Below are 26,261 nucleotides of genomic sequence, written 5' to 3'. Positions count from 1 at the left end.
CGGATCGGCGGACCGATGACGCTTTCGAAGTGGTGCCCGGCCAAGTCCGTACCAACCCTTCAGGTGCTCACTGCTGAAGGCAGCTTCATCAGCAGAAGTCTCTGATTATCGAACGCGTATGCTGCGTTCGCGGTTCGAAGACCCCGATCGTTCGTCCGCGCTCTCGCCGGTCGGAAGACGGTCGGCGGGCAGGCAAAAGGCTCCAGCTCATAGCCCCAGCCCACGTTTCCGGCCGAACCCCCATTCGATGCCACCGCTGTCGCGCATTACGCCGCTGATGTGCTGACCGATGCGCTTGTCGAGCACAGGCTGCCAGGGCACGAGCTGGAAGCCGAGGCCGTCGTCGATCATGGCAAAGCGCCCGCTGGCCAGCGTAGCGACGCCCGCAAGCTTACCGGCGACGAATTCGCCCGGCTTGCCCGGCAGGTAAGTCAGCCCGCGCTCGGCCGCCATCTGCCGCCCGACGCGACTGATCTCGGTCGCCTCAAGGCGGGCGATGAGGTCTTTCGGCGCACGAACGCGGCCGTCGACAAGCCGGGTGGCGTGCCCCTGATCGACGAGGGCCAGGCGGCGGCGTTCCATCGCGTCCGTGACCTCCCGCCCGAAGCCCGCCTCCGCGAGCGGCGTCCGGTTGGCTGAGGCCAGTTCCCGGTCGAGCCAGGTCGCGCCGTCGCTGCCGATCTGGCGTTCAAGATCGAGGGTGGAGAGCGTGCGAATGGCAAAGTCCTTCGGCCGGCCGGGGGCGTCATAGGCCATGCCGCGTTCGGCGATGTCGTGGGGGATTTTCCAGTGGTCGGCGTCGATGCGCTCGACATGGCCGGCGCGGCGGAGGGCTTCGAGCCGGCGGACGTGGGCACGGACGAACGCGTCCGGGTCGCCCTTGAAGCGTTCGATCTCCGGGCGCGCGGCCACCAGATGCTCGCTCGGCCGGTAGAGGCCACCGTTCATGGCCGCCCTGTCGCGGATGTTGAGGTCCGCAGCTCGTGGCTCCGGCTTGCTCAGCACCGGCTCGAGCGCGACGATGTGGCCGCGCTTGATCTCGTCTAGCCTGGCCGGATCGGCCGTCTCGACATAGTGGGTGCGCCCGTCCACGCCATCGATAACGAGATGCAACCGGTCGCTCATCTCGTCGCCGGCCAGTCCCTTCGCCAGCACCCGGCCGACGACCGGCCCGGCGATCTGCCTGCCGTGGGTGACGTACTGGCTGGGCCCGCGCTCGGAGGCGATGCCATGCTCGGCAAGCGCCCGATGCATGGTCTTGATGATGTCGCCCCGCTCCCCAAGCTCCCGCAAGGTCCGTTCGGCCTTGCCCGAGAGCGTCCAGCGACCCGGCTCGGCCTCGCTGACGATGCCGTACCGCTCAAGCTGGCGGACGCGCCCGATCAGGTTGGCGCGGTTCTCGCGGACGAGATAGCTCGCCCCTTCGCCGGGCCTGAGATCGATGACGCCCTGGTCGCGCTGCTCGGAGGCCAGCATCTTGTCGAGCCGGGTCCAGCGCTCGGCCTGCACCTCGTTGTGGAGCTTGTTCTGAAGCTCGATCTCGGTCTGCGGGCCAAGTTCGAGCGTGACCAGTTCACTCGCCCGATGGCGGACGCCATGAGCGATATAATCACCGGCAATGTTGAGGATGCGGCCATCATCGAGCACCCCGCGCACCATGACATGGGTATGCGGATGGCCGGTGTTGTGATGATCGACGGCGATCCAGTCCAGCCTGGTACCGAGATCGGTCTCCATCTGGCGCATGAGGTCGCGGGTGAAACCGCGCAGGTCCGCCATCTCGATGGAATCCTCCGGCGCGACAATGAACCGGAACTGGTGGCGATCCTCACGTCCGCGTTCGATGAACGCCTTGCCGTCCGCTTCGTTCTCAATGGCTGAATAAGCGCGGCCTTTCTCGCCGCCGCGGCTGACGCCGTCGCGCTCGAGGTAACGCAAATGTGCGGCGGCCGCCCTGCTCGGTGCGCCGCGCATCTTTGGCCCGCGCGAACCTCGTTGCGGGTTAAGCTTCACCACCCGCGCCTTGACCACGACCCGACGCGCGCGGAAGCGACCGCTGGAGTCCTGCTGCCAGCCGCCGCCGTCCCGAGGAAAGGACGCCACCACCCTGGCGCCGCGGCCGCGCGCGTTGAAGCGGCCGGGGCCCTGCCCGTTCCGGCTGCCCGCCGATTCCGGGCCTCGGCCGATCTGCCTGGGGTTGCCGCCCGCCTTGCGCACGGCGAGCTTCACCTCGGTCAGGAAGGGCAGATCGCGCGCGTTGACGCGCGTGCCCCGGTTGCGCACCCGACCAGGCCTGATGCGGAAATCGTCGTGCTCATCGCTCGCCATGACGTGACGATCGGCGCGGGAGTCACGCCGCGCAAGCCTCAAAATCATCGATCGGAAAGCGTCGCAGAATGGGGTGCGGCAGTGCAGAGATGGCGGGGCAAGCCCCGGCGCACATTGCGGGCGGCAACCGTTCCGAACTTGAAAACAAACAAGAACGTCCTTGAGGCGGCGGCATGCGCACATTGCACAACGCCGTCAGATCGCCCTCGCAAGGTGCCAAAGACAATGTGCAGACAATCACTTGCCGAGCCCGCGAGGTGCGAACGACAGTTCGCTTTATCTTGCCATCGCTCGGTCGTCTTTAAGCGTCCGGTCCCTGCACAACTCTTCCACAGTGTGTTCTCGTTCCATTTCGGGTTCTCTGCTGCAGTGGAGGATGTCCGACGGCGCTTCGCCGTTCGTGGGCAAAGGCCAACACCCACGCACGTTGAGAGCCGGTACCGCAGCGACCAGGATGCGGAGGAATATTGCGGCCGGCGCATGCTTTCGATGGCAACGTTTGAGCGTGGGTGTGCCATCTGATGAGTCCGGAAGACTTACGCAAACGTGCGGAAAAGCTCCGGAATTTGTACCAAGCAACGGCAGAACGTCAGCGCAAGAAGCGGCAGCCGAAGCGACGCAAGAGGTCACGCGCTATCGCCATAGCGTGCGCACGAACTGCGGTCCGATCGCGCTTCGAGCGTTCTGGAGCATGCATGTCGAGGCGACGAACTGGAGCTGCATCGGGCATGCCAAGCATGCCGCGGCGCTCGGCCTTTCGCCCGATTCGTTGCGGATCTGGCGCGATCGTCTCGAAGACTCCGACGACGAGACGGAGTGGCGATTGTTGCTTCATCCGAGTGCCTGGGCTCAAACAAGCAGCGCTGCCAGTTGCGCGCCATGCAAATGCCGCTTGACGCCGGAAGCGGTGGACGGGCGGTCGAGGCGGCGTCGGTTCAGCAACGGGCAGAAGCGGGTGATCGTGCGGGAGACGGAGAAACCCCGCGTCAGCGTGGCGCAGGTTTGCTGCCGCCATGGCGTCGCCACCAGCATGGTGGTCCGCCGGCGGGTCAAGTTCGGCCTGACCGTTCGCAAGGCACCGCAACTCGCGATGGTTACGCTCGCCGACAGCGCGGCCAATGAGCTCCCAGCGCTCGCTATCTTGCGCGATCTGGTGCAGCCGCCGGACGGCACGGTCGCGATCGAGTTGGCCGATGGACCGCGTGTCTTTGCGCCGGCCGGCAGCACTCCGGCCGCGGTGATGCGGCAGCTCGCCGCCGGCTGCGACGCCGTTTCTTCGCAAGAGCAGACCGCTGCAGAGCCTCAAAGCGAAGAGCAGCGGCACAACAGCCCAAACGCGCGCATCTCGACGGAGCCAAGCATGCCGTCGTGCTCGCGCCCTTCCAGGGTAAAGCTGCTGCACGCCGGTGGAGTGGCCGCCCTGGACCACTACCGCGCTCGCCGGCCCCGTAAATATTGGTCTGGAGGGAGGAATGGTCCCGCAATCTCGCGGCCATCCAGCGCATCATCGGACTGCCAGTTTATGAGAGAAAGTTCGCGCTCGCCGACCACGCGACAGCCATCCCATTTGAGCAACGGCCGGCTGCGCCCTAAGCGTTGCCTCTGCGTCAGACGGACGGTTCGGCTGCGCAGGTCGTGCGTTTTCCAGGCACGATCCGGGATAAGCTTCTCAGCGAACCGCGCTTCTGTGATGGCGCGATATGTGCTGCCGGCACTCTGGATCGCGCGCGCAAGGAGCCGCGCTCAACCGCTCGCGTCGCTGATAACTCGTAAACGGATGGACCTGGCGCACGCCCGTGCATGCCGCGCCAAGGTCGTCGGGCCGCGCACGCCCACGCGTTACATTCGCCGTCGAACGCCAACTTGACTACTTAATGAGCGTCACGGCTGGGCGGTTCTCTTGACCAGACACGGTGATCAACTGCGCCGATGCGCAGCACTACCTGGCAGCCGTCGCCTCCGCGGCGGACCTGGCCAGCCGCGAGATCGAGCAACGGACGAGACTCTGAGCCACTCCGGACGAGGGACGCGGTCACCGCGACCGGCACGGTAGTTGGCAGCCCATCGAGCGGCCAAAAGATCGTCCGTTGCTTGAACAATCTCTCCGGGTCATGGGCGAAAGCAGATACCGCGTCTCCTCCTGAATACGGATGTCACTTCGCCACCTGGGCTGCCGCCGACCATCGCTTCATAGTCGCGCCGGTGTCCGCGTTACGACGAAGACATTCCCGAGCGATGTCGGAGATCTCAGCGTCCTGAAGGCTCTAGCAGAATTCCAGCAGCCGTCAGTCGAACCCAGGTATTGCTTCCACCCGCATGCACGCAATCAACAAGGATTGCGGTGCAACAATTGTGAACGAGCGAGTTGTAGGACGCCCCTGGTCTGGCACTACGTGGTGCTTCTCGATGACCATGTTTTTGGCGGGAGAGGATGATTTCCAAGCCGGCGCGTTGGTCGACAAACTCTTCTAACTTGCCTCCGCGCCGCGCAAGAGACGGCCCTTCTCGGTCATCCACTTCGCGCGCGCAAGGTGACTCTGGTATGCGTTGCGCGCGCGGTCAGGGTCAACCTCGGGGTCGATATGCAACACGATTCGAACGACTTCCCTCCAGTCGGCGCCTTCACTTTCGGCCTGCAGCAGACGCAAATACGTGATGGCATGCTGATGGTCATAGGATGTTGCGGTTTGATCGCTAGGTGCAGCGTCCGCTACATCGGGGTTGAGCGGCGGTTTGGACATCGGAGGCTACGCCTTACGAGGAAGAGACATGGGATGTGCGGTGTTCAAATAAGCATCTTTGGCATGCCACGTGCTCTCGACTTCGGAAAGTGCATTTTCTGACTCGGGAACTCAGGCAGCCTAGTTACCTCTGCGATTAGGTCGAAAATACACCTAGTTGCATCTATAAATACCCTATTACTGGCGAATTTGCTAGAGCTGGCAATGGTGATCTGCATGATCACCGCAAGACAGATTAGGGCGGCCAGAGCCCTTCTAGGTTGGACCCAGCAGGACTTGGCAGACAAGGCGATCGTTGCCATTAACGCGATCGCACGGATTGAGAGGGGAAGTTCGGACCCTCGTGCGAGCACCACCAATGCAATCGAGGCTGCTCTTAGGAAAGCCGGGATTGAATTTATTTCCGCTGACTTAAAAGGCGAAGGGGTCCGACTTAGAAGTCCCAAGCTCTAATTTACTCTTGGTATCAGAAGGAGCCGACGGTCTTCGCCGCTTGGCTGCTCGATTTAAGGACGAGCATCATTGCGCAGTTACTGTCACGAACTGATGGAAGGAAAATGCTCTTTTCGTTTCCTTCAGAGCGCGCAAGAAGCGCAAAAAGCCCCGCCTCCGGGGAGGCGGGGCCGATGATCGCCAGCGATCAGTTGCCGCTGCGGCGCGACCAGATCAGGGTGAAGCCCTCGTCGCCGTCGACCTTCACCAGCGAGGCGTAGATCGGGGCCGGAAAGCTCGGGTCGTCGAGCTTGACCGAGAGGTATTCGCGATCGCTGTCGCGGGCGGTCTTCTTCCAGGCGGCGCCGAACTCGGTCACACCGGCGAAGATGCGGTAGTCGGGCGCCTTGTCGTTGTCCTTCTCGGATGCGGCGAAACGTGCCTTGATGTTCAGCGTCAGCGTCTTGATCGAGCCGACGTAGCCGTTGTCCGAAGCGGTGAAGGTGCCGATGGTAGCCATGATAGTCTCCGTTTGTTGCTCGGGCCGCGCCCATCGCAGCCTCGATGGCGATCCTTGGCCCGGGGAGCGATCGGCCCGCAGACTTTTTTGGGCCCGCAGCGCAGCGGAGGACGGCGATAGCCTGCCATTTTTGTCTTCCCGCGAGGAATGCCGCTCCTTCGCGGCAGGGGAAAAAAGCGGGCGCAGCCGTTGCGGGAAGGCGATCGAGGCCTTGGCCGCCCCTCGGGCCTGATCAGCCCATTCGAGGTTGCGTTGGACGCGCCATGAACGAACCGACGGAGACCACCGTGGCGGCCGACACCAGCGCAGTACAAGGACTTGAGCCAAATCGATCGGGCACATGCTGACATTTGGTGTATCAACAGCTAGGAGACGTATGCCGGCAAACACCAGCGTCCCTCGTCGCAGTCCCGCGTGCCGAGGCGAAGCTACGCCTGAAGCGATGCGACAGACCGCAATCTCAATGCTCCAGGCATTACACGAGCAGCGCGTTCGGCCTTCTCGCTCGATGCTGAATGACGAGCACGACATAACGATCCCTTGGCGGCCGCAGACGGCGTAGATCAAGGTGATCGAGGTCTCGATCATGACGGGGCCTCCAAGCAGCGGTCGCCGCCGCTGTACGCAAACTAGATCGGCCGCGCGCCGGTCAGGCGCGCGGCCGAAATTTTGGCACTTGCCGGGGGACGCTCGCGCGGCTCCGCTACGTAGTCCGGTCATGTCTGCATCGAGACGCCGCGGCTCAGGCCGCGGCGGAATTTTCTGTCTGCAACGCGTGAAGATAATCCGCCGCGTGCTGCGCATGCGATGAGGCGGTGAAGATGGCGCGCTTGTCGTTCTTCAGGACCTTGATCCAGGACGCTATATAGGCGGCGTGGTCCTCCCTCACCTCCGGCGTGAGGCCCAGATCGGCAGACAGGAAGGCCGCACCCAGTTCGGCGACCAGTTCTTCCACCGCATAGCCTTCATCCCCAAAACGTTTGCGGCCGAAGTCACGATTCAACCGGCTTTCATGGCCTGTCCAGTGCGTGCATTCATGCGCAAGCGTTGCGTAGTAGCTGATCGCATCGCGGAAGAAGTCGATGCAGGGCATATGAATGTTGTCGGTCGAGGGAACATAGCAGGCGCGGCTGCCGCCATGGACGATATTGGCTCCGGTTGCCGCAAAGAACGCGTCGGCGTGGGTGGTGCGCTGAATGGGGGCGGTCGGCTGCTCTGGCTGGCCGTAGTAGTGCGACGGAAGCCCGCCGATCTGCTCGACATTGAAGACCGTGTAGCCCTTCATGAAGGGGATCGCGCGTCCGGCCTCTTCGCCTGTTTCGGACTTGGTCTCTTTTCGAATGATCCTGTCAGCATAAACGACAAGCGTCCCGGTCTCCCCTTTGCGGACTTTGCCGTCAAGCGTGCTGGCCTGCTTGTAAGTCATCCAGATGGGTGCGGTGTAACCGTTCGCGACGGCCGCCGACCACAGCATGAGAATGTTGATGCCATTGTAAGGAATGCCGTTGCCGCGCAGAGGTCGCGAGATGCGCCCCGTGCCATGTTCCGCTTTCCACGGCTGGTGCCAAGGCCTTACGCCTTGCTCTAGCTTCTGAACGATCTGATCCGTGATCTTCTGGTAAACGTTGGCTTTCATGAGCTTCTCCTAGTTTGCCGGTTGCGCATGCAACCGGAACTAGGCCAGCGCCAATGAGCGGGGGGTGGCCGTCACAGGCCGGAAAACGAGCGGGGCTGGTGCGGGCCGGAGCCAAGCGAAGTGAGGCGACTACACGGCCCGCCGTTTTCCGCCCCCATTCTTCATGGGGACTTGGCCTTCACGGCCTGGGGGTCGCAGGCCCCAGAACATACCGACGAGAGTGGTGAGGCCTCGTGGGCGACGTCTGAAAATGAGAACGCGCTAGGTGATGTCGTACCAGACCACCGGCTTCAAAAGCATGGCGGTCGCGCCGTGCGAGCCTAGCTTTCTCGAAAAACTATGGAAGTAATCGACAAGAGTCTGCTCGCAAGCGCAAGGCTCCGGCAGATAGGCAAAGCTCAAGAATGCACGACAGCCACAACCGCGAGCCGCATTGGCCCCGTACCGCCTCGAAGCTTCGTGCCGCCGCTTACTGCAGCGTAAGGCCGTAAGCTGGCGGAGCGCGTCAACGACGCGCCCCCTCTTCTATTCGTTACCGCTGATGTCCGAGCCCGATCCCGAGATGTAGCGCCTTCTGGCGCAGCGCGCCGACAGTGCGCTTGGTGATCTTGGCTATTTTAACGACCGGAGTGCGTGCCTTCGAGTGCGCCTTCAATTCCTTGACATCGGCCTTGGTCCATTCGCGACGCTTGGCACGTTTCTTTGTTGCTTTCTTCGCCATGACAGCTCCTTAGATTTAGGAGCGGCTTGTAACACAGCTTCTCAGCGAAACAATGTCTGGTCATCGGCATTCAAGATGGATCATCGTTGAGCGTCCAACTTTTCCTGTCTGGCGCCCCTCTCGCCGACAGGTAGCGCCCATTGCTCATTAAGCAGCCAACAAAACGGATGTCCGCAGACGGTTTGCTCTCGACAACGTCCTCAGACTTTCGCGATGTGTGCAGGGATGCAAATTCTTCGTCCGAGATTTCGCAGTCGGGGTATTTCTCGCGGTCGAAGAACGCCACTCCAGCTTCGACGAAGTCGACCGCAGTATGGCCCCGACCTTCGGACAGGATGGCAGGTAAGACTCCTTGATGGAAGAGTCGACGTGCGGCCGATTAGCTATTCGACACGCTCGAAATCTATGGCGTGTTTGTCACTCGGGGCGGCGAACTTGACAACTGGCTGACTAGTTTGACGGTCGCTGGCAAGAAGACGATCCGTGGGCAGCTCGGCACGTTCCTTGAAAGATCCGTCGGATCCGACCGGGCGCCTGAGCACGACGCCAGGCTTTTCCATGGTTGCGGCGATGACGTCCGGATCCTCGCTTTCCTTCGCCGCGCCCTGATGAAAGAGATTGCTGTCTGCGCCCCACGCTTCCAGAGCCGCTTTCATGGAAGGAGCGGCTATCGCCAGATCGAAGAAGCCCAGCGAAGTCTGGTAGGTTCTCAGTTTTCTGGCCATCGGTCTGATCAGACCTTCCCGTTCGATAGTTAACGTCGCGCACCCTGCGATATGCCGCGGCGTCTGACGGAACATGCCATGGCTTTCAGCGTTCCCTCATTCTTGAAGGACGTCCGTGCCTTACACAACACGCTCTGAAGGATTGGCCATTGAATGAGCCGGACGTCGACCCTGCCCAAACGCCTACAGCCGATGCTCGCTACGCTCACCGACGCGCCGTTCGACGACCCCGGCTGGGTTTTCGAGGATAAGTACGATGGCTTCCGGATGATCGCGGAAATCCGCCGGGGCAAGGTTTCGCTCTACAGCCGCAACGGCAAGATCATCAGCCGCAGCTATATCGAGGTCGCCAAAGCGCTGGAGGGCGTGAAGGGCGACGCCGTGATCGATGGCGAGCTCGTGGCGATCGGAAAGGACGGCGTCTCGCATTTCCAGCTGCTGCAGAACGCGCTGCGTCATGAAGCAAAGCTCCTGTATTGTGCCTTCGATCTCATGTTTCAGAACGCAATTGACTTGCGCAAACGGCCTCTTCTCGAGCGCAAGGAGCGGCTGAAAGCGATCCTGCCGAGCCACCGGCTGATCGCCTTCAGCCGTCACCGCAAAGCGAACGGCACGAAATTCTTCGCCGAGGCCGAGCGGAAAGGTCTGGAAGGCGTTATGGCGAAGCGCGCCGACAGCGCGTATGCGTCCGGAAGCCGGACGGCGGATTGGCTGAAGATCAAGACAGCAAAGCGGCAGGAAGTGGTGATCGCGGGATTCACAGCGCCTAAGCGCACCAGACCGTTCTTCGGCGCCCTGGTCCTCGCCGTGCGGGAAGACGACACATGGCGCTACATCGGACATGTCGGCACTGGCTTCAGCCACAAGGTCCTGGAAGACCTCCATGCCAAGCTCGTGAAGCTGACGACCCCTAAATCACCCTTCCCTGCCAAAGTGAAGGACGAGGCTGCCACGACCTGGGTCAAACCCTCGTTGGTTGACGAGGTCAAATTCGCGGAGTGGACGAGCAAGGGCGAACTGCGCCAGCCCGTCTATCTCGGGCTCAGGTCCGACAAGCGGGCGAAGGAGGTCGTGCGCGAGCGAGAACGTCCGCGCAAATAGCGCTTCCCCCCGGGGGCGTAGCCCGGCAAACGGAAGGATTGACGCACTCGCCTCCTCCGGCCCTCCGCGGTGGCACTCAGTCGCCTTCAAGGTCGTGGATTTCCGGTCGCATGCCGTCAGGCGTGAGTTCGAGCGTCGCAAACGTGATCGGCAGCTTGAAACGCCGAGGTCCCGCGCTGCCGGGATTCAGGTAGAGAATGCCACCGACCGTGTCGATCTTCGGCACGTGGGAATGCCCGGAGACGATGACGTCGATGCCGCCACCGGGATCGGCCTTCAGCGTCTTCAGGTCGTGCAGAACGTAGATCGACTTTCCCGCCAGGCGCACAAGGTTCGTGTCGGGGTAGTCGCGAGCCAACTCGCCACTGTCCACGTTTCCACGAATGGCCGTGACGGGCGCAATCCGGCGAAGCGCGTCGACGATCTCGGGGCGCCCGATGTCGCCGGCATGGATGATGTGATCGACGCCCGTCAGGCCTCGTTCCGCCTCGGGCCTCAACAGGCCGTGCGTGTCCGAAATGATTCCGATCCGGAACATCATTTGACGGCGCTCTCAACTGCGATTGCCAAAAGACGATCGAGAAACTCGACCTGGGCGGACAGCATCTTGGTCCGCGCGAGCTCGATATCAAACCATTCCGCTCGGTCGACTTCGGGAAAGCTCTGCCGTCGACCGCTTCGGGGCGGCCATTCGATATCGAAGCTATTGCTGGTCGGCGTCCCCGGGTCAAAGTGGCCCTTGCCGGCGAACGCGATGACGCGCTTGCCTCCTCGCTGTCGGACTTCCCCCAGCGGCTGGAGCGGACCAATCGAAGCGCTCGGGCCGAGTTCTTCGGCAAATTCGCGTCGAGCGACGTGCTCCGGAGCATCATTGGCATCGATTTCGCCCTTAGGAATGGACCAGGCGCCATCATCCTTCTTACGCCAGAACGGGCCGCCGGGATGAACGAGCAGAACCTCGAGCCCATGAGCGCCCTTGCGGTATGCGAGAATGCCTGCGCTCAAGGTCGATCTGGAAGTCTTTTTCACCGCGGCCATATCGCTCCTACTTTGCAGAGCAACCGAGAGCCGGCGAGCCGTCGTCCCGCCATACCGGACCGCGCTCGCCGAGCGCCTGCTTAGCCTCGTCCGCGGTCCGATGCACCGTTACTTCGGCCTCGCGGTCGGCCGCCTTCCTGGCGCGCGCACCGGGCCGCCATTAGACGGCCGACGAGATGATCTCGCGTGACCTCGTTGAGACGCCATTTGCCAGAGCCTGCCGCGGACGACGAAGGAGTGGCCGTCCGGCGTCACCGGATGCTTCACGACACCTAAGCCGACTTCCGCTGCGGCTTGGCTGCCGGCTTCTTCGCCACGGCCTCTTTCGCCGGCTTCTTGCCTGCGATCGGCATCAGCATTTCCTTCTGCCCGGCCGCTGCCTTGCGCGGCTTCTTGGCTGTCTTCTTCGGCGCCTCTGTCGCGGCCGCCCTCTCTCTTCCGATGCTCTTGCGCAGCGCGTCCATCAGGTCCACGACGTTCTCACCTCGAGGACGCGCTTTCGCGGTGATGGGCTTGCCGGCGCGCTTCTGATTGATGAGATCGATGAGGGCGGTTTCGTACTGGTCTTCGAACTTGTCCGGTTCGAAATGGCCCGCCTTCTGATTGACGATGTGCTTGGCGAGATCGAGCATGTCCTTGGTGACTTTGACGTCCTGGATGTCGTCGAAATACTCTTCGGCGGAGCGGACTTCGTAAGGGTAGCGCAACAGCGTACCCATCAGACCCTTGTCGAGCGGTTCGAGCGCGATGATGTGCTCGCGATTGGTCAGCACCACGCGGCCGATCGCGACCTTGTTCATCTCGCGGATGGTTTCCCGAATGACGGCGAAGGCATCGTGCCCAACTTTGCCGTCGGGACGCAGATAGTAGGGGCGAATGAGATATCGGGGATCAATCTCGCTGCGGTCGACGAACTCGTCAATCTCGATGGTTCGCGTCGATTCCAGCGCGACGTTCTCAAGCTCCTCCTTGGTCACCTCGATGAAGGTATCGGTATCAACCTTGTAGCCCTTGACGATGTCCTCGTTGTCGACCTCCTCGCCGGTGTCGGCGTCGACCTTGGCGTACTTGATCCGATGGCCGGTCTTTCGGTTCAGCTGGTTGAACGAGACCTTTTCAGATTCCGAGGTGGCCGGATAGAGCGCGACCGGACAGGTGACGAGGGAAAGACGCAGGAAGCCTTTCCAGTTAGCGCGGTGGGCCATGCCGGCGGAACTCCGATACTGATACCGGATTCAAGACGAACGACCCGGCTTGGTTCCGACATCGCGACCCGTCCGACAGGAGGATTTTTTCTCGGCGGCTGCCCGGTCGGACTCGACAGTGTTCTTGCTATGTTCTAATTCGGACATGACCGACCGACCCGCGAGCTGGCGCATGCCGAACCCGAAGCAAATGGAAAAACTGACCGCTGAAGCCGACCGTAGACGAGCGCCGTCCGCTGCGGGTCCAGATGCTCCGCTCCCGGCCGAATATTGGGAATCGGTCCTCAAAGACCCTCGCGCCGGCCCGGCCGTGGCCCAGGCTCGACAGCGACGCCTCTCGGAAATTAAGGCCCACGTGCTGCGCGTCTCCTGCCGCCGCTGCGAGCGGACCGTGGAGATCCAGACCGCCGATGCCGTCCGCTTGTATGGCGCCAACGCCGTCTGGAAGGACGTGGCGCAACGGTTGCTCGACAACACCTGCCAGCAGCGCACCGGCAGACATGAAGAAGACGGGTGCTGGCCAGCGTTCGAGACGCCGTAGTTTGCTCAGGATTTGCCGATCCGATCTCTTTGCGCCTGGATGTCCGGATGGCCCCGAAGTATCATCCTACGCCCCTGTCGGGCGGCGATCGCAAGGCTCTGGCGAAAGAGCTCGGCAAGGCACGCGCGATGGCGAATATCCTGGCTGGCCAATCGGCGGAGATGCGGGCCAAGGGCGAAGCAATGATCCAGCAAGCGGACACGCTGCTTTGCGAAAGCTGGAACGAGCGGATGTGGAGTGACGGCGAACCGATCGATCCATCGCCGACCATCGATCAGGCCGTGAATGGAGGCTTCCCCTGGCTGGAGATCAGGTGCGCGCGCTGCAAGACGCCGAGCGACGTGGACCTCGCGGCGATGAAGCACCCGCCTACCACCTTCGTGCACGATCTCGCCAGCCGGCTGCGACATCTGGACCAATTGGACGTCTGTCCGGAAGGTCAAGGAAGGTGAGACGACCAACGACCTCTTCGCGTTCCTCACGACGGAGCCAAACGCCGATGTCGCGGCCATCCACCCGAAGGCGATGCCAGTGATCCTAACGAAGCCGGACGAAGTCGAAATCTGGATGACAGCACCTGCGGACGAAGCCCTGAAACTGCAGCGGCCGCTACCGGACGAGACACTTCGGATCGTCGCCCGCAGCGTCAAGGAAGACCCGCCGGGTACGTGACGCGACTGACGATGACGACGACCAGATGGAGCCCTCGCCGTCAATGCCCGAAGTATAGGGTCGTTCGTGACGGCGGCGCGTCGCTACGCGCGGACGTGCGTGCGGAGAGCTCAGATTGTTGCTCAGCGTCCTTGCGCTCGTGGATTTCGGGCATCTCGCCGACGGCAGGGCCTGGTAGGACATGATCACGGGCTGCGACCAGCGGTACCGGGCCGCGATCGCGACATACGTGATGGAACCGCCGCAGCTCAATTCGCGAGCGATGACTGCATGCGCGCCGAAACCCGGCGGCGACCGACGTCATGAGGAGCGCTTCTTGGCCGGCTTTCCGCTCTTCTTGCCTCGCTCCTCCATCCCCGGAGGTATTGCACGACACGCCTACGTGCTCGGAACGACATGCACGGGAGCACGAGGTCACGAGAATTGCGACCGCGCATGCTCGAAGCGTCGGACGAAAGTGTCGGCGATTTTATTGAGTTCGACGAATACGCCAATCTCCTTTCGGGGACTAGCTTGAGACGAACTCGCTGACAGCCAATTCTGACTGCTCACCGCCAGTGCGTCATCATCCCAGCACAGGACCTTCGCGTGAAGTCTCGGCTGGAAGATCGGACGGATACGGACGCCTTGACGCTCGAACTCGCGTGTAAGTTCAGCCGCATCGACGCCAGACAATGGGCCGGTAGCACGTCCAAAAAATAGCGACGCTTGAATCTTCCTCTCTTGTGCAGCCGTGACGGCTGGTACAATCGCCATTGGAAGCCCGGCGATACCAATGCGATGGCTGGTAATGGCGATCCGCTTTTTCGCGTGGTCGCGCGCTTCCAACGGGATCGATGCATGATCCGGCGACAAAAGAATTCGTACCTTAGCCTTTCTTCCCGATGCGGGTTTGGTGCTCGCGATACGACGGGCGAGTACGGTGAGTTCGTCCGCCAAAGGATGCCAAACTCCGCGCGAGCCCAAGGACATAGCCGCTACGTGGTTTACGATGCGTCCAGCAAGCCGCGAATCCCTCAATCGGACCGTGGCTTCGAAACTGTCGAACTCCGTCGAAAGCCAATTGCAGGAACCGACCAATGCGCTCCATGCACCGTTCCCGTCGTCGCTGGCGATGATCTTGGCATGCGAATCCGTCGTCAAAGTATGTACCTTGACCAGGTCCGAGCGCCCGGCCTGCTGGATCGACTGTCTAAGCGTCGACGACGCGGTGCGGGAGGTGGAATTGTCGGTAGGATCGTCCGATTGCCCCCACAAGATATCGACTCGTACATTCCGCGCCGCCGCGGCCAGTATCGGCTTTAGGAAATCGTCCTGACGATCCGATATGAAAGTCGAATGGATGACGACATGCTCGCGCGCGCGCGACAAGGCATCCAAGAAGGCCGTCTTGTGCTCCCCGTCTCCAAGTATCAGGTCGTTCTGATCGAATAGTGCGTCCACTACGGGTTCGGTCCAGTCGGTAGGATCGGTGACCGTCACCTCGGTGCCGGCGTTCGTCTTCGCTGCAGGCGTCGCTGCGGCCGAGGCCGCCTTCAGGATGGCACTGCGCAACGGCTGCTCCGCCCGCGCGGATACGTCATCGATCACGCCCCCCATCACTCTCACGACCGCATATCCTTCGATCGGCAGGTGCGGCGAGGAGTCGGATCCGATGATGACCTCGTTGTCTCCTTCCAATGCACTGTAGATCTGGCTCAGATCTTCCGCATCTTTTCGCGGGTCAGGGCTGAGAAATACCAGCGCATCGGCATCCGACGATTTCGAGATCCGATTGCGGGCTCGAATGGAAAATTCGCTGCCTCGAAACGCCTGCCCGGTCACGCGATCATAGGCGAAACTCATCGTTCTGGGTCTGATCGTCGTCAGTCCCCTTAGCTCTCCGAACCTTATCTGCTCCTTACCCGCGACCGTCGCCCGAAATATCGTCGCGCTCGGATTGTCGATGATCTCGACCCAGCCCGCCCGCATCAGACGGATGAACGCCTCGACGACGATCCGGCGATGCAAGTTCGAGCGTTTCGAGAGCTCCGCCGTCGTGGCTGGCGCCCGCGACACGGCCTCCAGCATTAGGTGCTCAATGACGCTCCACCGCCGCCCCTTCTCGACGTGGAAGCGGCGCCGACCTCTCCTCATCGGAATGGCAACTTCGATCAAGCTCATGATTTCTTCCGTAATGTGTCCCAAGGGACGATGCTGGCGTCCCCATCTCGTTCAGCCGCCTCCAAGCAGGCCAGGAACTTCTTCAGAAATCCGATATCCGCCGTGGGCACCTTTTCCGAGTAGTTCATCACGTGACGATAGAAGCTCAGACTGCCGATGACAATCATGCGCCACTTCGCGCGACTGAGCAGAACGTTCATCCGACGGCTGTCCTCGAGGAATCCGAGCGCGCTCTTGATTGTCGCCTTTTCGTTATTCCTCACAAGCGAGATCAAAACCGCGTCGGCTTGGTCGCCCTGAAAGGAGTCTACTGTCCCGCAATAGCCGTCCTCGCCCAATGCCGGTTCAAACTGGGATAGCTGCTTCAACGAGCCCGCCATCTCCGATCTGATGGTCTGTCGCAGCCTCTTGACCTGCTCATTATAGGGAGAAAGCACGGCGAGCGACGGTCGCGAGCGATCGGTCACTCGCAGCAATCGGAGCACCTGCAGCGCAGCGGTCACTTCATCCGGGTTTATCCATGGGGGCGCGCGATCACCGCCCCGATAACCGATGGTCTCGCGGCTATAAGGCATATCGATGAATACAATCGGCCGTTCCGGAAGCCGAGCGTCCGAAAACCTGAACGGAGGCTTGCCTTCGCGATACTTCTTCTCGACCTTCTCGTTCGTCTTGATAGTGCCATCGTAAAAGCAGTCCGACACGATCTTTGCGATCGCCGGATGCATGCGATGTTGCTCGTCGAGCTTGTGAAAGATCGGGCGCCGTATTCGGCCGTTATCGGTCCTTGCGGCAATCTCGCCGCGTACCAACGTTTCGAACAGCGTCAGGACGGCGAGCGTATCCGCGCAAAGTCGACCGAAATCCGCATCATCGACTTCTATGACGTTGAAGATTTCCTCGATACCGGGCTCCTTCTGGTACCGAGCTATGTACGGCATCGCCGCCCGCAGCGCCTTCTTGACCGACTCGGCGCTCGACAGAAGCTTGATCATGTTGTCGGCGCCGTAAGGCGCCAATTGCTGATGATCGCCTATCATCAGCCGCCGATGCGAAAGCAGCAGAGGCGAAAGCAGTTCGCTGCCCGTCGCCTTGCCCGCTTCCTCGATGATCGTCCAGTCGAAAAGGCTGGATTCCTCGATCAACTGCTCGACTGCCGCGGAGTTCGTCGTCGCGAACACGAGGTTCGCCGAACGAAGGATCATCGCCTCGAACGCTCGCGCCTCCGCAATCATCGCGCGCGCGGCCTTCGACTTACCCGAGCCTTTTGCCTTGCGGGCGGCCGCCAAGTCCCGGATCTTGTCGCGGACGCTCGGATCGGCCTCCTCGACGAGATCGCTGTCGGCCAGAGCGTCCAGCCAGATGTCCGCCTGGCGATCGATCTCCAGATCCGTATCGCTGGCGTCGTCATCAGCCGGCCGCGCCCGGACAGCCACCGGCTCTACGTCGTTCGGCAGCATCGCCATCACTTCCTGCATCAAGTGATCGATAGCAGCGTTGCTCTGCGCAGAAAGCAGAAGTCGCGAGGTCGGTTCATCCGTGAAGCGACGTCGCACGATTTCGGACACAGCATAGGTCTTGCCGACACCCGGAGGACCTTGCAGCAAAAAGAAGGGTATGGTCGAGAGAATGTTCGTCAACGCTTCCTGTTTCGATTTGTCCAGGCTCTTGAAATCACTGTCCTGCTTTACGGGATCGTGACTATCTTCGATGCGACCGCGTGGATCGGTCAGCATACGCAGCAACTCGGAATGCTCCCGCAACGCACGGAGCGCCTTCAGACGGCGGCGCAATTGCGTGAGCTTTCCACGCATCTCCCCCGGGATCAAAAATGCTTCGTCGCGGATCCTTGTCGCGAAGGAGCCTTCGAACTTGAAGGTCTCCCTTTGCTTCGCCGCATCGACACCGACGTATCGCCAGTGGTTTTCGACGTCTCGTTCGCCCAGCGATCCGGTCTGGGCCAGGGACCAACCATCGTTGCTCTTGTCGGTCGCTTCTCCCTTGTCGAGCAGCTCGGAAAGGCGCACCGCGGGCGAGGTGCGGAAGAGCAGCGCCTTCGATAGCGCCTCCCTCTCTTCATCGTGCCGCGACGTGGCGACCACACCGTGATTCCCCCCTTCCGACGGCCGGCCTGGCTGCACGGAAACAGGAAAGATATCTGCCACCGCATAAGCCATCTCGAGCGCGGTCAGCAGCGCGAAGGCTTCGTACTTGCGGTCCAGATCGGTCTTCCGCTGCTCCGCAGGCTTGAGGGCGTCGATGTGCGGCTGCCAATGAGCCACGCGGCCTCGACGTCGGGCAAAGCTCTGTTCCTGGGCCTTACCTGTGGGCAGAATTTCGATCATTTCCGGAAGCAAAACTTCCGAACCCATGATCGCATGCGGCCTGGCAAGCTCCGCCTTCTCGCAAACCACGAATTCGAAGGTCGGAACATCGGTGGTTTCCGGGGCACGATAGGGAGACAGCCAGTAGGTCATCTGATTGCCCAGCAACGCGACCTTGACGCCGCTCGGGCCGTCTTTCACGAGCGTCAGATATGGCTCGCCCGCAAGATCGTCCTTAACGTAGGCGATCAAACCATCGATGTCATTCGCCTCGATCTCATTTCCCGTAGCGAGCCGGATGTCCTTCGTTAATTGCGAGCGCGGATCCAGCCGGAAGGCCGCCGCGAGCTTGAGCTCTCCCCCTGCAGCCTGAGCCTGAATGGTTTCGATCACGTCGGAGATCTCGCGACAGATCTGTTCACCATCAAGACGCTCGACGGGGATGGTACCGGTAAGTTTACGCAAGATCCTCACTTCGGAAACCGAAAGATGGTCGGCGACCTCGGAGAGCAGCAAGCGCAGGTCGATTACCCTTCCCGGCGATACGTCGAGCAGCTCCGAGATCATCAAGCCTAGATTGCGCCAGTCCTGTCCGAACGATGCCGCTTGCGATACGGCGCCACCGGCGCCTGCGCGCGGGACGTCTTCGACCGTGGCCAGTCGCATGGACCACTCAAAGCCGGTCAACCGGAAATCGGGCTCCTCCCCGAACGATCCGACGATCGACCAGGGGTCGAGATTTCGATGTATGATGCCCTGCGAGTGCAGTAGTTCGAGAGCCCGGGCGACACGTAGAAAATTGTCCCACAGCAACCTGCGATTCCGCGGCAACCTGGGGGCTGACAATACTGGTGGTTTCGACGTAGCGTTCCGAAAAGTCTCGAGGGGATCGCCGCGGCCGGGATCCAGCACGATATAGAATCCATCCTTGTCCGACCCGGCCGTGATCATCGGAACGAAGAGGTCATCCGCCTTCGGAACTGCAGCAAGCCTCTGCAGTTGGCGTATCTCGCTCCGCCAAATGTCCTTCATGTCGGCATCTGAGGCGGCGCCCTCTCGGTTCCAAGCCTTGACCAGAACCGGAAGTCCCTCCGGATTGCGCGCCCTGAAAAGAGCCGGTCGCCCGCGCGCCGGATCTCCGCCAACCAGATCGTTCGGCGCGGGTTTGTATCCCTTCAGGAACGACGTCGCCTTCTCCGCCCTGCTTGGGGCCATGATACTTTCTCTCGTGCAAGACGTTCGTAACGCCCTCTTACGCATTCATTCATCTGCCGGCTATACGCCGAAGTGATAGTCCACTACTTTCCAACCGTTAGTTGAGGAGGCGCCAACGCCCGCTCATAGGGCTCGAAACCCGCCCTTGAGAACGTCGGACAGCCTTCCGTCTATAACGTCGAGCTCGGACAAAGCTTGGGATATATTGGTCCAAGGCGGGGTCGCGCATCTGCCTTCTCCACGACGGCGAGCAGCGATGTCATCGACTATCAAGCGATGCTCCTGCTCGTCCAGGACGTGAGGGCTTTCGAAGAAAGATGAGACGGCGCTTCCCAAGCACCTTCCAAAGCAGCTAACGGAATCCATCCGGACTGCCGCACTCCATCGGATCGATCTCATCTCCAAGGACAATTCCTAAAGCTGGGCACCCGATCAAGGGGGTAGACGCGGCAATCATGTACTTCGCCGAAAGCCAAGCGGTCTTGCTGCCGGCGATCTCATATCGACATTCGTCGACAGTCCGCTTGAACGCCTAGCAGCACGCACTTCGGCGGTGAAGGCCTTCTGAACTCTATCCCTTTTTCTTCGCCGCGGCATCCAATTACACGACGAACTCATAGCGGCCATTCCGCTTAGGCACCGCCCAAGCATGATGCTCTGGATGATCACTAACGCCGACATTTTGTGGAGTGGCGCCAGCGCAGGTGCGTACACCTCGTTGAGTTGCGCGATCACCTAGAGGTTCGATCGTGCGTGAAGCGCCTCGCAAATTGTCCTTGCAGACGAATCCAGACAAGGCGATCTTACGCCTTGCGCGCGTACTTGCTCGTCTGGCTGCGAGGGAGGATCATGAAAGAGAGCTCGCCGATCGAAGAGACAAGGAAGAGAGCGACGATCTATGCTCGATTCTCAACCGATCTTCAGAGCGAGCGTTCGATTGAAGATCAGCTTTCACTTTGTCAAGCCTATGCAGAGCGCGAAGGCTTAACGGTTATCAGCACCCATGAAGATCGCGCTCGTTCAGGTGGCTCGGTCATGGGACGCGAAGGCCTTCTGCGGATGTTAGACCAAGCGCGGGAGCGATCCTTTGACGTGGTGATTGTCGAAGCGCTCGATCGCCTCTCTCGCGATATGGAAGATCTAGCAGGTATCCATAAGCGACTATCTTTTCTCGGCATCGAGATCCGGGCAGTCCACGAAGGCGTCGTGAATACCGTGCTGGTCGGTCTTCGCGGCCTCGTTGGACAACTCTATCGCGAAGACAACGCGCACAAGGTGCGGCGTGGCCAAGCAGGCCGGGTCAAGCAGGGTTTGGCGGGAGGTGGCTTAACATACGGATACGCTGCGGTCGCTGGAAAGAGTGGCGAACGGGTCATCGTCGAGGCCGAGGCACAAGTGATCCGGCGCATCTTCCAGGAATACGTGGACGGTCGGACGCCTCGCGAAATCGCGCACGATCTCAACAAAGAGAGGGTATCACCTGCGCGAGGGCGGGCATGGAATGCCTCAACTATCAATGGCAATCTCGCAAGAGGTGCCGGCATTCTGCAGAACGAGCTTTATGTAGGGCGCCTCGTCTGGAACAAAGTCAGGATGGTGAAAGATCCCGACTCGGGAAAGCGCCTGTCACGACCAAATCCTAAGAGTGACTGGCAGGTGGCTGAAGTGCCGCATCTTGCAATTGTCGATCCAGAGCTATTTAGAGCAGCTCAGCAGCGCAAAGAGGAACGCGGTCACACCCACCCCAGCCATCAACGCCGGCCTCGTCGAATGCTGTCTGGCCTGCTCCGTTGCGGCTCGTGCGGCTCGGGCATGGCAACCAATGGGCGGGACAAATCAGGGCGCGTTCGCATTCGCTGCTCGGCGGCGACGGAGAGCGGCACGTGTCCGGACGCCAAGACTTTTTATTTAGACACTGTCGAGAGCGCGGTCCTCAACGGACTAAAGGCCGAATTGCGCGCACCGAAGGTTATCTCAGAATACGTACGCACGTATCTTGAGGAGCGGAAGCGCCTCGCGGCCACCTCACATGCAAAACGGCAGCGCCTTGAGCAGCAGCTTGGGCAAATAAGCCGGGAAATCGAACGACTGGTGGATGCGATCGCGAAAGGACATGGCGATCCATCCGTTTTCGGACCGCGATCGACTGCCTTAGATGCCGAACGAAAGCGGATATCTGAGGAGTTGCAGAGTGAACCACCCGCCCTGAAGGAAGTCGCACTGCATCCGGCCATCCTCAAACGATATGAGGAGCAACTCGGTCGGCTTGAAGAAGCACTTGGTAAAGGTGTCAGTGCGGGCGACGGAGAGGCCGCAGAAGCGATCAGAGACTTGGTTGAGTCGGTCACCGTGTTCCGCGATCCAGGCCGCCCAGGTGGTGTAGCCGTGGAGATAGCAGGCCGGCTAAACGCCCTGCTCGGGGAAAAGGCCTATCCAAACCAAGTCAAAGGAGTGTGGGGAAAGATGGTAGCGGGGGAGGGACTCGAACCCCCGACCCCAGGATTATGATTCCCGTGCTCTAACCAGCTGAGCTACCCCGCCATGGGCTCGCCATCGGCGGCTGGTGAGCCGCGGGTGCGAACGCGCGGCATATAAAGAGTGGCATGCGCGCCTGTCAAGCAAACCCGGACGGGGCAGCAACTTATTGCAGGCAGAGGCTATTTCGGCCTCACCGATGGGTCGCCACCGGGGCTGCCGGGCGGCGGAATCACCGGCGTGTTGCCGCCTTGCGGGGTCGGCGCACGCATTTCGGGATCGACCCCGGCCGGCGGGCACAACACCCCGTCGGATTTGGCGAGCTTGTCGCCCAGCGGCTGGCTGCTCTGCCCGGTGGTGGTTCCCTCGGGAGCCGGCGCGCCGGGATGCGACGGCTGCTGCTGCGGCGCGCAATTCGCGGCGGCGCGCTGCGGCGCCGGCGGCGCGGTCTGTGCCGGCGGCGTGGCTGATGTCGGCGGCGCCTGCGCCGAGGCAACAGCGGGTGCCAGCATCAGCACACAGGATAAAGCGAGTGTTCGACTGATCCTCATGACGAGAAAACCGTGACGACGCGTCGATGTTCCCTCGCAAAATCGCCGCAACCTCACGATTTGCGGAAGCGGATCAGCGAGAAATGCCCCATCGGCGGCATCGGCCGGCGCTCCGCAAGGCTGACCCCGCCATGCTTCGCCGCCCAATTAGTCAGCCGCTCCCACGGAAACTCCGGACGCCAGCCGAGCCGCCGCGCCAGCGGCGCGAAGGCGAGCTCGAAGACGCGGCGGGGGCCGCTCTCGGCACCGATGTGATTGACCAGGATCAGCTCGCCGCCGGGCTTCAGCACGCGGATGAAATCGTCGAGCGTCGCCTCGGGATCCGGCACCGCGGTGATGACATATTGCGCGACCACCGCGTCGAAGAACGCATCCGGAAATGCGAGATTCTTGGCGTCCATCACCGCCAGCGCCTCGACATTGGTCAGGCCCTGCGTGCGCACGCGCTTGAGCGCCCGCCGCAGCATCGGCTCGGAAATATCGACGCCGCATAGCTTTGTGGTGCGCTTGTATTCCGACAGCGAGAGCCCGGTGCCGACGCCGACGTCGAGCACGCGGCCGCCGATCCGGTCGGCTTCCGCGATCGTCGACTGACGGCCCTGATCGAACACCTTGCCGAACACCAGATCGTAGATCGGTGCCCAGCGGCCATACGCCTTTTCGACCCCTTCGCGGTCGATGTCCCCAGCCATTCCCCTGCCCCGACGTTTCTTCTGTCTATCCGCGAACCGCTTCCGCAAGCGGCGCCAACACGTCCTGCGTCGCGGCCCGTATTGCGCGGCTGGCGCTTGCACTCCTGATGAAGCCGCCGCCGAGCACACGCGCCTGCCCAGAGGCCGCGTCGTAGAACACGCAGGCCTGGCCGGGCGACACGCCCTCCTCGCCGGCGACGAGCTCGACCTCATAGCCGCCATCGACGGCGCGCAACCACGCTGGCTGCGGCGCGCGCGTCGAACGCACGCGGACATAGATCTCGATGCCCTCGCCGATCACCCGATCCAGCGCGCCGTCGCCGATCCAGTTGACGTCGCGCAGCGCGATGCGATCCATCCGCAGTGCCTCGCGCGGCCCGACCACGACACGGCGCGTCGCCGCATCGAGCTTGACCACATAGAGCGGGCTGCCGGAGGCAATGCCGAGCCCCTTGCGCTGGCCGACGGTGAAATGAACGATGCCCTGGTGCTGGCCGATCACATGACCGTCGAGATCGACGATGTCGCCCGGCGCGATCGCATTCGGCTTCAGCCGTCCGATGATGTCGGTGTAGCGGCCGGTCGGCACAAAGCAGATGTCCTGGCTGTCCTGCTTGTCGGCGACCTCGAGATCGAAGCGCCGCGCCAACTCGCGGGTCTGCGGCTTGGTCATATCGCCGAGCGGGAAGCGCAGGAAGTCGAGCTGCTCGCGCGTGGTCGCGAACAGGAAATAGCTCTGGTCGCGATCGGCATCCGCGGCACAGACCAGCGAGCGCGATCCGTCGGCAAGCCGCCGCGAGGCGACATAGTGGCCGGTGGCGAGCGCCTGCGCCCCGAGCTCGCGCGCGGTCGCGAGCAGGTCGCGAAACTTGACCGAACGGTTGCACTCGATGCACGGCACCGGCGTCTCGCCGAGCGCGTAGCTGTCGGCGAAATTGTCGATCACCGATTGCTTGAAGCGGCTTTCGTAGTCGAGCACGTAATGCGGGATGCCGATCCGCTCGGCGACATTGCGCGCGTCGTGGATGTCGCGGCCGGCGCAGCAGGCGCCCTTGCGATGGGTCGCGGCGCCGTGGTCGTACAGCTGCAGCGTGATCCCGACCACGTCGTAACCCTGCGACTTCAACAGCGCAGCCGTCACTGACGAGTCGACGCCGCCGGACATGGCAACGACGATCCGTGTGTCTTCAGGGCGGCCTTCGAGATCCAGACTGTTGAGCATCTTTAAGCGGTCATTGGTCACTGTCGCGGCGAGCTTATGCGCTCCGCGACGATATTGGAAAAAGCCTTTTGTCCAGAGAGCCTTAGAACACATCCAAGGCCGCTTCGGTCGGTTCGGACGCGTTGGAGGCCACCTTTAATATAGGCCGTATTCCGGTGAGGCAATCCGCGGAAGCCGTGCCGTGCCGCGCCTGGACGGCAAATCTTGCCGCCGGGCAAAAAGGAGACCTGCCGGGAACCCGTTCCAGCCGACCAAGATAGCTCATAACCTTCTGAAATAACTCATTATTTATTGCCGCCCCCTTGTTGGCCCACTCCTTGCTGACAAAACGCCGGAAGTCTCATTTGCGAGGGTTGGCAGTGGTCAGCGTCACGTCGGAAGCATTGGCAGGCCGGTCTTTTCAGGGCGCGAGGCAGCGGTCGGCGCGGCCCGATCCCGCTTCGCAGGCGGGGAACGACGGCTTTGCCGCGCTGGTCGACAGCAACACTGCGTCCACAAACGACAGCAGCCGCTACGACTCCCAGCCGGCGCCCTCGCGGCGGTCCGACGATCCGCCCTCGACGACCGACGCACGCTCCCGCGACACCAGCACGGGCTCCGACCGGACGTCGCGGGATTCCGCCAGTTCGCGCGACGACAACAAGGTCGACAGCGACGCGCCGTCCAGGACCAAGTCGAAATCGAAATCGGACGACTCGACATCGAGCTCCGATGCGAAATCGACCAGTGACAAGCCGGACGCGACGCAGGCTACTGCGCAGCAGGATCCCGGTGCGGCAACCGTGAATGCCGTGATTGCTCCTGTTGCCGCGACACCGGCGACCGCCCCGACACCGGCGGCCACCGCGCCGTCCGACCAGCCGGCCGCACCACTCGCGATCGCGGCAGCGGCCATCGCGGCAAGCTCGGCCATCGCCGGCACCGGTGCGGCGGCCGGCAGCGGCGCGCCTGCCGGCGCCGACACCGCAGCGGCGGCGGTCACCACAGCGAACGCCGACAAGGTCGCGAAGGCAGCCGGCGTCAAGACCGACGCGCAGATCATCACCACCGCCGATGCGACGACGGTTCCGGGCGCCGCGACGGCGACCGGCGATGCGGCACTCGCCGCCACGGTTGCCGCCGGAACGCCCGCCGCGAAGACGACGACGCAGGCCAAGGCGCAGGTCGCCACGACGGACGCGGCGGCCGCGACGGCGCCTGCCGATCAGGACGGCGCAGCCCAGGGCAACGCCAACACCGCGCAGGCCGCTCCGACCAACATCGTCCCCGCGGTCGCGCAATCGGCCGCCGCCGCCGGCAAGGCGAAGGCCGCCGCGGACGGTGCAGCCGATGCCATCAAGTCCGATGCGAAGGGCGACGGCAACGCCGCGCCGACGGTCGGCGGCCAGGCGGCTGTGCAATCCCCGCTCGCGACGCCCGATTCCAGCGCTCAGGCGCCCAATACGTTCCAGACCCAATTGGCGACCACCCAGACGACGCCGTCTGCGACCGCACAATTGACCGTGACCAACGCCGCGCAGAGCGCCGCCGTGCCGCTCAGCGGGCTTGCGGTGCAGATCGCCGCCTCCGCCAAGAGCGGCAAGAGTCGCTTCGAGGTCCGGCTCGACCCCGCCGAGCTCGGCCGCATCGATGTCCGCATCGATGTCGATCGCAACGGCCAGGTCACCTCGCATCTCACCGTCGAACGCCCGGAAACGTTGTCGATGCTGCGCCAGGACGCCAACCAGCTGCAGCGCGCGCTCGACAATGCCGGCCTCTCGACCGGCAATGGCGGATTGCAGTTCAGCCTGCGCGACCAGTCGCAGTCGGGCCAGAACAACAATGGCCAGTCCAATCCGAACGCCCATCGTTTGATCGTCACCGAGGAGGACAGCGTTCCCGCCGCAGCGGCGGGCCGCTCCTACGGCCGTGCAACCGGCGCCCTCGGCGGCGTCGATATCAGAGTGTAAGGAGTTCACC

20 protein-coding genes, 1 tRNA gene and 2 pseudogenes are annotated in these 26,261 nt (G+C 62.3%); 8 read left to right on the top strand and 15 right to left on the bottom strand.

Features of this window, described 5'->3' with window-relative positions:
- Positions 1-207: 207 nt before the first annotated feature.
- Complete coding sequence (locus tag Q2M23_RS23215; protein WP_316397153.1) at positions 208-2,328, bottom strand: DUF3363 domain-containing protein; 2,121 nt, start codon at positions 2,326-2,328, stop codon at positions 208-210.
- A 691-nt stretch (positions 2,329-3,019) separates the two neighbouring features.
- Here Q2M23_RS23215 and Q2M23_RS23210 point away from each other — a divergent pair.
- Complete coding sequence (locus Q2M23_RS23210) at positions 3,020-4,195, top strand: transposase (RefSeq protein WP_316397152.1); 1,176 nt, start codon at positions 3,020-3,022, stop codon at positions 4,193-4,195.
- Positions 4,196-4,796: 601 nt separating this feature from the next.
- On the opposite strand, the gene Q2M23_RS23205 is transcribed toward Q2M23_RS23210, so the two are convergent.
- Positions 4,797-5,069, bottom strand: coding sequence for a DUF2285 domain-containing protein (locus Q2M23_RS23205; protein WP_316397151.1), 273 nt, complete (start codon positions 5,067-5,069; stop codon positions 4,797-4,799).
- A gap of 216 nt (positions 5,070-5,285) precedes the next feature.
- Here Q2M23_RS23205 and Q2M23_RS23200 point away from each other — a divergent pair, with 216 nt between their 5' ends.
- Complete coding sequence (locus Q2M23_RS23200; protein ID WP_076830916.1) at positions 5,286-5,522, top strand: multiprotein-bridging factor 1 family protein; 237 nt, start codon at positions 5,286-5,288, stop codon at positions 5,520-5,522.
- Positions 5,523-5,709: 187 nt separating this feature from the next.
- Here Q2M23_RS23200 and Q2M23_RS23195 read toward each other — a convergent pair whose 3' ends face one another.
- The 4 genes and pseudogenes from Q2M23_RS23195 to Q2M23_RS23180 all read right to left on the bottom strand — a co-directional run.
- Positions 5,710-6,021, bottom strand: coding sequence for a DUF736 domain-containing protein (locus Q2M23_RS23195; protein WP_316397150.1), 312 nt, complete (start codon positions 6,019-6,021; stop codon positions 5,710-5,712).
- 742 nt (positions 6,022-6,763) lie between these two features.
- A complete protein-coding gene (locus tag Q2M23_RS23190; protein WP_316397149.1) occupies positions 6,764-7,657 on the bottom strand; it encodes an ArdC family protein in 894 nt (297 codons plus the stop codon).
- 532 nt (positions 7,658-8,189) lie between these two features.
- Complete coding sequence (locus Q2M23_RS23185) at positions 8,190-8,378, bottom strand: hypothetical protein (protein WP_076830891.1); 189 nt, start codon at positions 8,376-8,378, stop codon at positions 8,190-8,192.
- Between the two features lie 461 nt (positions 8,379-8,839).
- A pseudogene (locus Q2M23_RS23180) lies at positions 8,840-9,103 on the bottom strand (cell envelope biogenesis protein TolA); the annotation flags it as partial.
- Between the two features lie 153 nt (positions 9,104-9,256).
- Here Q2M23_RS23180 and ligD point away from each other — a divergent pair.
- The gene (gene ligD / locus Q2M23_RS23175) at positions 9,257-10,204 is read left to right on the top strand and encodes a non-homologous end-joining DNA ligase (RefSeq protein WP_316397148.1); all 948 of its coding nucleotides are present in this window, start codon (positions 9,257-9,259) and stop codon (positions 10,202-10,204) included.
- Between the two features lie 76 nt (positions 10,205-10,280).
- On the opposite strand, the gene Q2M23_RS23170 is transcribed toward ligD, so the two are convergent.
- From Q2M23_RS23170 to Q2M23_RS23160, 3 genes are all read right to left on the bottom strand, one after another.
- The gene (locus tag Q2M23_RS23170) at positions 10,281-10,745 is read right to left on the bottom strand and encodes a metallophosphoesterase family protein (RefSeq protein ID WP_141340651.1); all 465 of its coding nucleotides are present in this window, start codon (positions 10,743-10,745) and stop codon (positions 10,281-10,283) included.
- Positions 10,742-11,242 carry an NUDIX domain-containing protein gene (locus tag Q2M23_RS23165; RefSeq protein ID WP_141340652.1) on the bottom strand — a complete coding sequence of 167 codons (501 nt, stop codon included), beginning with the start codon at positions 11,240-11,242 and terminating at the stop codon, positions 10,742-10,744. The genes Q2M23_RS23170 and Q2M23_RS23165 overlap by 4 nt, the downstream gene beginning before the upstream one ends.
- A gap of 272 nt (positions 11,243-11,514) precedes the next feature.
- The gene (locus Q2M23_RS23160) at positions 11,515-12,447 is read right to left on the bottom strand and encodes a Ku protein (RefSeq protein WP_316397147.1); all 933 of its coding nucleotides are present in this window, start codon (positions 12,445-12,447) and stop codon (positions 11,515-11,517) included.
- A 145-nt stretch (positions 12,448-12,592) separates the two neighbouring features.
- Here Q2M23_RS23160 and Q2M23_RS23155 point away from each other — a divergent pair, with 145 nt between their 5' ends.
- The 3 genes and pseudogenes from Q2M23_RS23155 to Q2M23_RS23145 form a co-directional block, all read left to right on the top strand.
- A complete protein-coding gene (locus tag Q2M23_RS23155) occupies positions 12,593-12,988 on the top strand; it encodes a hypothetical protein (protein WP_200844448.1) in 396 nt (131 codons plus the stop codon).
- A 47-nt stretch (positions 12,989-13,035) separates the two neighbouring features.
- The gene (locus tag Q2M23_RS23150; protein ID WP_316397190.1) at positions 13,036-13,440 is read left to right on the top strand and encodes a hypothetical protein; all 405 of its coding nucleotides are present in this window, start codon (positions 13,036-13,038) and stop codon (positions 13,438-13,440) included.
- Positions 13,394-13,660 (top strand): annotated as a pseudogene (locus Q2M23_RS23145) (SOS response-associated peptidase family protein); the annotation flags it as partial. The gene Q2M23_RS23150 and the pseudogene Q2M23_RS23145, both read left to right, overlap by 47 nt.
- A gap of 414 nt (positions 13,661-14,074) precedes the next feature.
- Here Q2M23_RS23145 and Q2M23_RS23140 read toward each other — a convergent pair.
- Together Q2M23_RS23140 and Q2M23_RS23135 are read right to left on the bottom strand one after the other, a co-directional pair.
- A complete protein-coding gene (locus Q2M23_RS23140; protein WP_316397146.1) occupies positions 14,075-15,823 on the bottom strand; it encodes a phospholipase D-like domain-containing protein in 1,749 nt (582 codons plus the stop codon).
- Entirely contained in the window at positions 15,820-19,362 is a 3,543-nt protein-coding gene (locus Q2M23_RS23135) for an AAA domain-containing protein (protein ID WP_316397145.1), read from the bottom strand. The genes Q2M23_RS23140 and Q2M23_RS23135 overlap by 4 nt, the downstream gene beginning before the upstream one ends.
- Positions 19,363-20,172: 810 nt before the next feature.
- On the opposite strand from Q2M23_RS23135, the gene Q2M23_RS23130 reads away from it, so the two are divergent.
- Positions 20,173-21,870 (top strand): recombinase family protein, encoded by a 1,698-nt coding sequence (locus Q2M23_RS23130; RefSeq protein ID WP_316397189.1) that lies wholly within the window; start codon positions 20,173-20,175, stop codon positions 21,868-21,870.
- Here Q2M23_RS23130 and Q2M23_RS23125 read toward each other — a convergent pair.
- The 4 genes from Q2M23_RS23125 to mnmA all read right to left on the bottom strand — a co-directional run bounded on the left by Q2M23_RS23125 (position 21,827) and on the right by mnmA (position 24,302).
- A tRNA-Met gene (locus Q2M23_RS23125) sits at positions 21,827-21,903 on the bottom strand. The two genes, Q2M23_RS23130 and Q2M23_RS23125, sit on opposite strands and share 44 nt — an antisense overlap.
- Before the next feature lie 116 nt (positions 21,904-22,019).
- A complete protein-coding gene (locus Q2M23_RS23120) occupies positions 22,020-22,388 on the bottom strand; it encodes a hypothetical protein (RefSeq protein WP_316397144.1) in 369 nt (122 codons plus the stop codon).
- Positions 22,389-22,441: 53 nt separating this feature from the next.
- A complete protein-coding gene (locus Q2M23_RS23115) occupies positions 22,442-23,080 on the bottom strand; it encodes a class I SAM-dependent methyltransferase (RefSeq protein ID WP_141343435.1) in 639 nt (212 codons plus the stop codon).
- A 25-nt stretch (positions 23,081-23,105) separates the two neighbouring features.
- A complete protein-coding gene (gene mnmA, locus Q2M23_RS23110) occupies positions 23,106-24,302 on the bottom strand; it encodes a tRNA 2-thiouridine(34) synthase MnmA (RefSeq protein ID WP_316397143.1) in 1,197 nt (398 codons plus the stop codon).
- Between the two features lie 359 nt (positions 24,303-24,661).
- On the opposite strand from mnmA, the gene Q2M23_RS23105 reads away from it, so the two are divergent.
- A complete protein-coding gene (locus Q2M23_RS23105) occupies positions 24,662-26,251 on the top strand; it encodes a flagellar hook-length control protein FliK (protein ID WP_316397142.1) in 1,590 nt (529 codons plus the stop codon).
- Positions 26,252-26,261 lie beyond the last annotated feature (10 nt).

Origin of the sequence: Bradyrhizobium sp. 33ap4 (assembly GCF_032654765.1) — a bacterium.
GTDB lineage: Bacteria > Pseudomonadota > Alphaproteobacteria > Rhizobiales > Xanthobacteraceae > Bradyrhizobium > Bradyrhizobium australafricanum.
The sequence above is the reverse complement of the archived record's forward strand: the minus strand, read 5'-3'. Positions and strand labels throughout refer to the sequence as shown.